This window comes from Alkalicoccobacillus porphyridii, from assembly GCF_007293315.1.
GTDB lineage: Bacteria > Bacillota > Bacilli > Bacillales > Bacillaceae_D > Alkalicoccobacillus > Alkalicoccobacillus porphyridii.
Genome location: NZ_VLXZ01000240.1, coordinates 1 through 266 on the forward strand (window position 1 = coordinate 1; position 266 = coordinate 266).

A 266-nucleotide genomic window follows, 5' to 3' on the forward strand; every position below is an offset into this window, starting at 1 on the left:
GGTAGCGTTTGACGGTATCGGTATCGGCCATGCGGATCGGTCTTTCGCGGCGCCTGGAGGGGCGCCGCATGGACCGATTGTCACATAAATCACCTCGAGGTGACTTGTACCGGGTCGCCGTGGACCCGGCTGGACGCGATCAGAAGTGGTACGCGGCGCGCACGAGCGCCAGGTTCACGCCGCCGTTCGGGTGCTTGATGCCGCCGTTCGAGTAGTGCTGCAGGCGCACGCCCAGGTCCAGCTTGTTCGAGAATACGTAGCCCACG

1 protein-coding gene is annotated in these 266 nt (G+C 64.3%); it reads right to left on the reverse strand.

Features of this window, described 5'->3' with window-relative positions; translation table 11 throughout:
• Positions 1-139 precede the first annotated feature (139 nt).
• The gene (locus FN960_RS24175) at positions 140-265 is read right to left on the reverse strand and encodes an acyloxyacyl hydrolase (RefSeq protein ID WP_368854064.1); all 126 of its coding nucleotides are present in this window, start codon (positions 263-265) and stop codon (positions 140-142) included.
• Position 266 lies beyond the last annotated feature (1 nt).